The 5,890-nt window shown below is 53.2% G+C and carries 5 protein-coding genes and 1 pseudogene; 4 read left to right on the forward strand and 2 right to left on the reverse strand.

Annotated elements, in window-relative coordinates; all coding sequences use genetic code 11:
- A pseudogene (locus AC2VLY_RS04355) lies at window positions 1–570 on the reverse strand (energy transducer TonB); the annotation flags it as partial.
- A gap of 68 nt (window positions 571–638) precedes the next feature.
- Window positions 639–1,859 carry an MFS transporter gene (locus AC2VLY_RS04360; protein ID WP_486921820.1) on the reverse strand — a complete coding sequence of 407 codons (1,221 nt, stop codon included), beginning with the start codon at window positions 1,857–1,859 and terminating at the stop codon, window positions 639–641.
- 138 nt (window positions 1,860–1,997) lie between these two features.
- On the opposite strand from AC2VLY_RS04360, the gene xseB reads away from it, so the two are divergent.
- Genes xseB through folE2 form a run of 4 tightly spaced genes read left to right on the forward strand, consistent with a single transcriptional unit; the run spans window position 1,998 to window position 5,867 of the window.
- Window positions 1,998–2,234, forward strand: a complete 237-nt coding sequence (gene xseB / locus AC2VLY_RS04365) for an exodeoxyribonuclease VII small subunit (protein ID WP_193649336.1) — start codon at window positions 1,998–2,000, stop codon at window positions 2,232–2,234.
- 3 nt (window positions 2,235–2,237) lie between these two features.
- Complete coding sequence (locus tag AC2VLY_RS04370) at window positions 2,238–3,158, forward strand: farnesyl diphosphate synthase (RefSeq protein WP_193649335.1); 921 nt, start codon at window positions 2,238–2,240, stop codon at window positions 3,156–3,158.
- On the forward strand, window positions 3,155–5,029 hold the full coding sequence (gene dxs / locus AC2VLY_RS04375) for a 1-deoxy-D-xylulose-5-phosphate synthase (protein WP_486893690.1): 1,875 nt from the start codon (window positions 3,155–3,157) through the stop codon (window positions 5,027–5,029). The genes AC2VLY_RS04370 and dxs overlap by 4 nt, the downstream gene beginning before the upstream one ends.
- A 40-nt stretch (window positions 5,030–5,069) precedes the next feature.
- On the forward strand, window positions 5,070–5,867 hold the full coding sequence (gene folE2, locus AC2VLY_RS04380) for a GTP cyclohydrolase FolE2 (protein ID WP_486893688.1): 798 nt from the start codon (window positions 5,070–5,072) through the stop codon (window positions 5,865–5,867).
- Window positions 5,868–5,890: the final 23 nt, after the last annotated feature.

Genomic DNA, 5,890 nt, shown 5'->3' on the forward strand with positions numbered 1-5,890 from the left:
GGCTACCGGTCCTTTGGGGTTCTCGAATTTGGGTAAAGGGGGGCTGGAGGTAGCTTCACGCGCGGCTTGGTCCATTTGTTCCTGCAGTCTTCCCAAAATGATATGGGGTGGACATGCGGGCTGGATGCTTTGCAGGGTGGAAGGTGCCTGAGAAACAGCTGGTTGCGGTTTTTGTGGCAGCGCATGAGGATTGAATACGGGGTGTGGTACGGGGCGGGGCACCGGTCGGGGTACTGGTACCGGTCGCAGCTGCGGCTTCACCGGGTGTGGTTTCACCACCGGCCGGGGATGAGGGATCACCTGCGGTTTTACTGGACTTGGAGTCACGGCCTTATTCGGCAACGGCATGATATGGAAAGTTTTATTGACTTCCGTCTGGTTGTGCAGTGCCTGCATTTTGGGCTTCTGGACATGGATCAGCAAAAACAGGGCGAGGGCCACCAGAACAGCTGAAACAGCCAACCACGGAGCCAGGCTTTCACTCCAATGGGGTTTCTCATCAGGAATCAAAAAGTAAAACTTTTGTTCAGCGAAGGCCAATCGTCCTAACCTCGCGGCAGTGCCGCTCATGAAATATGCCCGCGCAAGGCGGGCGGCAATGCTTAGCTTGTCCTATCAACCGCCACGAGTAAAGCCGGTTAATGCGCGCTTTTGGGCGGCGCTGGAATATGCGGAAGAAATGCTGTAAGCAAGCCCAGCAGCGGCAGGAACGCACAAATCTGGTAGACCACCTGGATACTCCAGACATCCGCGAGTTCACCAAGAACAGCAGCACCCACCCCACCCAGACCGAAAGCCAGACCAAAAAATAATCCGGAAATGGTACCAACCTTACCGGGAACCAGCTCCTGGGCGTAAACCACCATGGCCGGAAAGGCCGAAGCCAGCAGAAAACCAATGACCACTGTTAATAGTGCACTCATGGTTAGGCCGACGTAGGGCAGGGCCAGGGTAAAAGGCGCGATTCCCAAAAGGGAAACCCAGATGACCTTCTTGCGACCAATGCGGTCACCAATGGGTCCACCCATCAAGGTTCCAGCGGCAACCGCCGCCAGAAAAATAAACAAATGCAACTGGGCTTCCTGGGTGGCAATGTGAAAACGCTGCATCAGATAAAAAATCAGATAGCTGCTGATACTGGTCAGGTAAAGAAATTTGGAAAACATCAGTGCGACCAGAATGATAATGCTGCGTTTGACCAGTTTTTGCGGTAGTACCGCTTCGCGAACCTGGCTCCCTTGATTTTTGGGTTGACGATGCTGATGTTGGTACCAACGCCCCACAAAAGTCAGAATCACAATGGCCAACAGGGCGGCCAGGGAAAACCAGGACAAGCTGTGCTGGCCATTGGGCATGACAATAAATGCCGCCAACAGCGGTCCAACGGCGGTGCCCACATTACCCCCCACCTGAAAAATGGACTGGGCGAGGCCATGACGGCCACCCGAAGCCATCCGCGCCACCCGCGAGGATTCGGGGTGAAACACCGACGAACCCAGACCCACCAGTGCGGCAGCAAGCAGGAGTATCAGATAATTGGGTGCAATGGAGAGTAACAACAAACCCGCAAAGGTGGATACCATTCCAATAGGCAACGAAAAAGGCAGAGGGTGTCCATCCGTATAACGCCCGACTAGCGGTTGAATAATCGAGGCCGTCAGCTGGTAAGCCAGGGTAATCAACCCGATCTGTGCAAAACTCAAGTCAAAATTGCTTTTGAACAATGGGTACACCGCCAACATCAGCGATTGAATGCTATCATTGAGGAAATGTGACACGCTGATGGCACCAAGTACGTCAAAGCGGGTGCCTTCCTGCCTGAACATGGTGTTTATCTGCGCTGTCTTTTGTATGGACATGGAGAGAAGAGCCTTTCGGGATGGAAAACCAGTCGAAATATTAGTGTCCAATTAACCGACCGTCCAGTATGAAATTAAATTTTTGCGCTTGCCCCGAGGATGGGGCCTAGTGTTTAATTGGCAAACATGGAAAAAGACATGAATAACGAACCCTCTTCTGCAGACACACCTGCAGACTTCGCCAGCACCCTCGACGCCCTTGAAGCTACGGTCCGCCGTCTGGAAGGTGGTCAGCTGGGTCTTGAAGATTCGGTAGCCCTGTTCAAGCAGGGTATGGACCTCGCCAAGCGCGCCGAATTGCAACTACTTCAGGCGCGTCAGACCGTGGAAATACTGCTGGGAGAGAATACCACCCCAATGACTCAGGATGATTAATCAATGACCCTGGAAGCCCTGGAGACCACTCAGAATTTTGCTTTATTTCGTCGGCATGCTGTGCAACGCATTGAGTCAGTTTTGCAAAACCTGCTGCCCGACGAACATGTTTTACCGGCGCGCTTGCATGCCGCCATGCGTTACAGCACCTTGGGTGGCGGCAAGCGCATACGGCCGCTTCTGGTATATGCTACCGGACTGTGTCTGGACCTTGCCCCGGAAAAACTCGATCGCCCTGCTGCCGCCCTGGAAATGATTCATGCCTATTCGCTGGTCCATGATGATCTCCCGGCCATGGACAATGATGATTTGCGGCGGGGGTTACCGACCTGCCACAAAGCTTATGATGAAGCCACGGCCATTTTGGTGGGTGATGGTTTGCAGGCCCAGGCTTTTGTCGCCCTGTCCGAGCCGGATTGGGGCGTTGATCCTCAATGGCAAGTTCGCATGCTGGCGGCATTAGCCCTGGCAGCCGGTTCTCGGGGTATGGTCGGCGGTCAGGCCATTGATCTGGCGGCGGTTGGCCATGAGCTGGCTTTGCCAGCTCTTGAGCAAATGCATCTGCATAAAACCGGAATGCTGATTCGTTGCGCTATTCAACTGGCTCTTTGTGCCGCAGGCGTTGAAGAAAATTCGGAGCAGGGCGGCATGCTGCTACAATATGCGGATCGGGTTGGGCTGGCCTTTCAGGTTCAGGACGATATTCTTGATGAAATCGGTGATCTGCAACAAACCGGTAAAGCCCTGCAGGGCGCAGATCGCAGTCGTAACAAACCGAGTTTTGTGACCTTGCTGGGCTTGAAAGAAGCCCAAAATTACGCACACCGCCTTCTGGAAGAGGCTCTTGCTGCCTTGCAGTCCTGGCAGCATGAGGCGGATCATCTGCGCGCACTGGCGCGCCTTATTGTAGAGCGGAATAAATGACGGACTTGTTGAAGGGCATTCCTATGCCCGAAGAATTGCGGAGAATGTCCCGCACTGAATTGAAGGGTGTTGCCAAGACATTGCGCCAATTTCTTCTGGAATCCGTAAGCCAGACCGGCGGGCATTTATCGTCCTGTCTGGGTACGGTGGAACTGGCGATTGCCTTGCATACAGTTTTCAACACACCCGATGATCGGCTGGTCTGGGACGTGGGCCATCAAGCCTACCCCCATAAAATTCTGACCGGGCGGGGACCCCGCTTTGGCCAACTGCGCATGAAAGACGGGCTTTCCGGTTTTCTGAAACGCGATGAAAGTCCCTACGACAGTTTTGGGGCTGGTCATTCCAGTACCTCAATCAGCGCCGGACTGGGAATGGCGGTTGCCGCAAAACTGGAAAAGCACGACCGGGAAGTTGTTGCCATCATCGGCGATGGTGCCATGACCGCTGGAATGGCTTATGAAGCCCTCAATAATGGGGGGGTACTGGACGCCAACCTGCTGGTGGTCCTTAATGACAATGAAATGTCCATTTCTCCCAACGTCGGTGCGGTTTCCCAGTATCTCACCCGCATCCTTTCCGGGCGCTTGTATAATACCGTGCGTGATGGTGCCGGGCATGCATTAAGTCTGGTGCCGCCGCTGCGCGAGCTGGCCAAAAAGGCTGAGGAAGGCGTCAAGGGATTGGTTACTCCAGGAACTCTTTTTGAGGAAATGGGCTTCAATTATTTTGGACCCATCGACGGTCATGATCTGGACGCCCTCATTCCTACCCTGGAAAACCTCAAAAAAATTAAAGGGCCACGTCTTTTGCATGTAATGACCAAAAAAGGCAAAGGCTACGGACCAGCTGAACAGGATCCCTGCGGCTATCATGGTGTTACCCCTTTCAATCAGAGTGACGGGAAAATGGCCAAAAAGGCGGGCGGGCCGCCCAGCTACACCAAAATTTTTGGCGATTGGCTATGTGACAAAGGGGCGGCAGAATCCAGTCTGGTGGCCATTACCCCGGCCATGCGCGAAGGTTCGGGCCTGGTGCGTTTTGAGCAGCTTTATCCGGAACGTTACTATGATGTCGGTATTGCCGAACAACATGCAGTGACTTTTGCTGCAGGCATGGCCTGTGATGGCATGCATCCGGTCGTGGCCATTTATTCGACCTTTTTGCAACGCGCCTATGATCAATTGTTGCATGATGTCGCCATTCAGAATCTGCCCGTACTGTTTGCTATTGATCGGGCCGGTTTGGTGGGCGCCGATGGGGCTACCCATCAGGGTGCCTTTGATATGGCCTATTCGCGTTGCATTCCCAATCTGGTGATCATGGCACCCAAAGATGAACAGGAACTGCGCGACATGCTCAATACCGGGTTTGCTTATCCCGGTCCGGCGTTAGTTCGCTATCCTCGTGGAAATGGAGTAGGGCTGGAACTGGAAAAAAACCTGGAGCGCACTGTACCACTAGGCAAGTCTGAAGTACTCCGCTCCGGAAAAAAACTGGCCATATTGGCTTTTGGTACACGGGCAGCAGCAGCTTTGCAGGCTGGAGAAGTGTTAGGTGCGACGGTTATTAACATGCGCTTCGTCAAACCATTAGATCAAGAGTTGCTCCAGGAGTTGGCCCAGACCCATCAGGCTTTGCTCACGGTAGAGGAGGGAGTGATTGCCGGTGGCGCGGGTTCTGCTGTGGCGGAATACCTGCTGAACCAGGGGCAAATCGTTCCCATGCGCATTCTTGGGCTTCCCGATCAGTTCATTGAGCAGGGAGATGCCAATCAGTGGCTTGCAGAACTGGGGCTGGATACTTCTGGAATCACAGCAGCAGGCCGTACTTTGCTGGACTCTCTTGCCCGGAAGCCGGGTCACGCGTAATATCTGACTAAATTGGTCCACTATTCAAAGTGAGGTGCGCGTGAAGATTTGCGCTACAGAGATTCTTGAAGATGTTCAGGGTAGGGTAGATCCCCGTGCCATTCCCATTCAGCAGGTAGGTATTCGTGCTGTCAGGCACCCTCTGCAGATTGCGGACAGAGAGGCGGCAGCAGTTCAACCCAGTGTTGCCTTGTGTAACATGTATGTCAGTCTGCCTGCTCATCTCAAGGGCACACACATGTCGCGCTTCATTGAAATACTCAATAACCATGAAGCTCCGATCAGTGTCGAAGGTTTTCGGGGTGTTGTTGAGCAAATGTGCACACGCCTCGAAGCCGATTCGGCACGACTCGAAATGCGTCTGCCATTTTTCGTGCAAAAAGCGGCACCCGTTTCCGGCGTCAAAAGCATGCTGGATTACGAGGTGGAATTGATTGGCGAAATCACCCCGAAAGGCTATCAATTAACCTTGGGAGTCATGGTGCCGGTAACCAGCCTCTGTCCCTGTTCAAAAAGCATTTCAGAATACGGGGCGCACAACCAGCGTGCCCATGTTTGGGTGCATGTCCGCAGCCAGGGGACTATCTGGATTCGGGATCTTATTGATTTAATTGAAGCTGAAGCTTCGTGTGAATTGTATGGTTTACTGAAGCGTCCCGATGAAAAGCATGTGACGGAATATGCCTATGATCATCCCAAATTCGTCGAGGACATGGTCCGGGATGTGGCTCTGCGTCTGCAGGAGGATCCGCGAGTGCGCTGGTTTTCGGTGTCATCGGAAAACTTTGAATCCATTCATAACCATTCGGCTTACGCCATGATTGAAATGGAAAAATAATTCATGGCTGGCAGCAGTTTTGG

The organism is Acidithiobacillus sp. TH-A36 (assembly GCF_057473445.1).

Excerpts from the sequence above, each read along its gene's own strand:
- AC2VLY_RS04360 (WP_486921820.1), bottom strand. The coding sequence starts at position 1,859 with ATGTCCATACAAAAGACAGCGCAGATAAACACCATGTTCAGGCAGGAA.
- xseB (WP_193649336.1), top strand. The coding sequence starts at position 1,998 with ATGAATAACGAACCCTCTTCTGCAGACACACCTGCAGACTTCGCCAGC.
- AC2VLY_RS04370 (WP_193649335.1), top strand. The coding sequence starts at position 2,238 with ATGACCCTGGAAGCCCTGGAGACCACTCAGAATTTTGCTTTATTTCGT.
- dxs (WP_486893690.1), top strand. The coding sequence starts at position 3,155 with ATGACGGACTTGTTGAAGGGCATTCCTATGCCCGAAGAATTGCGGAGA.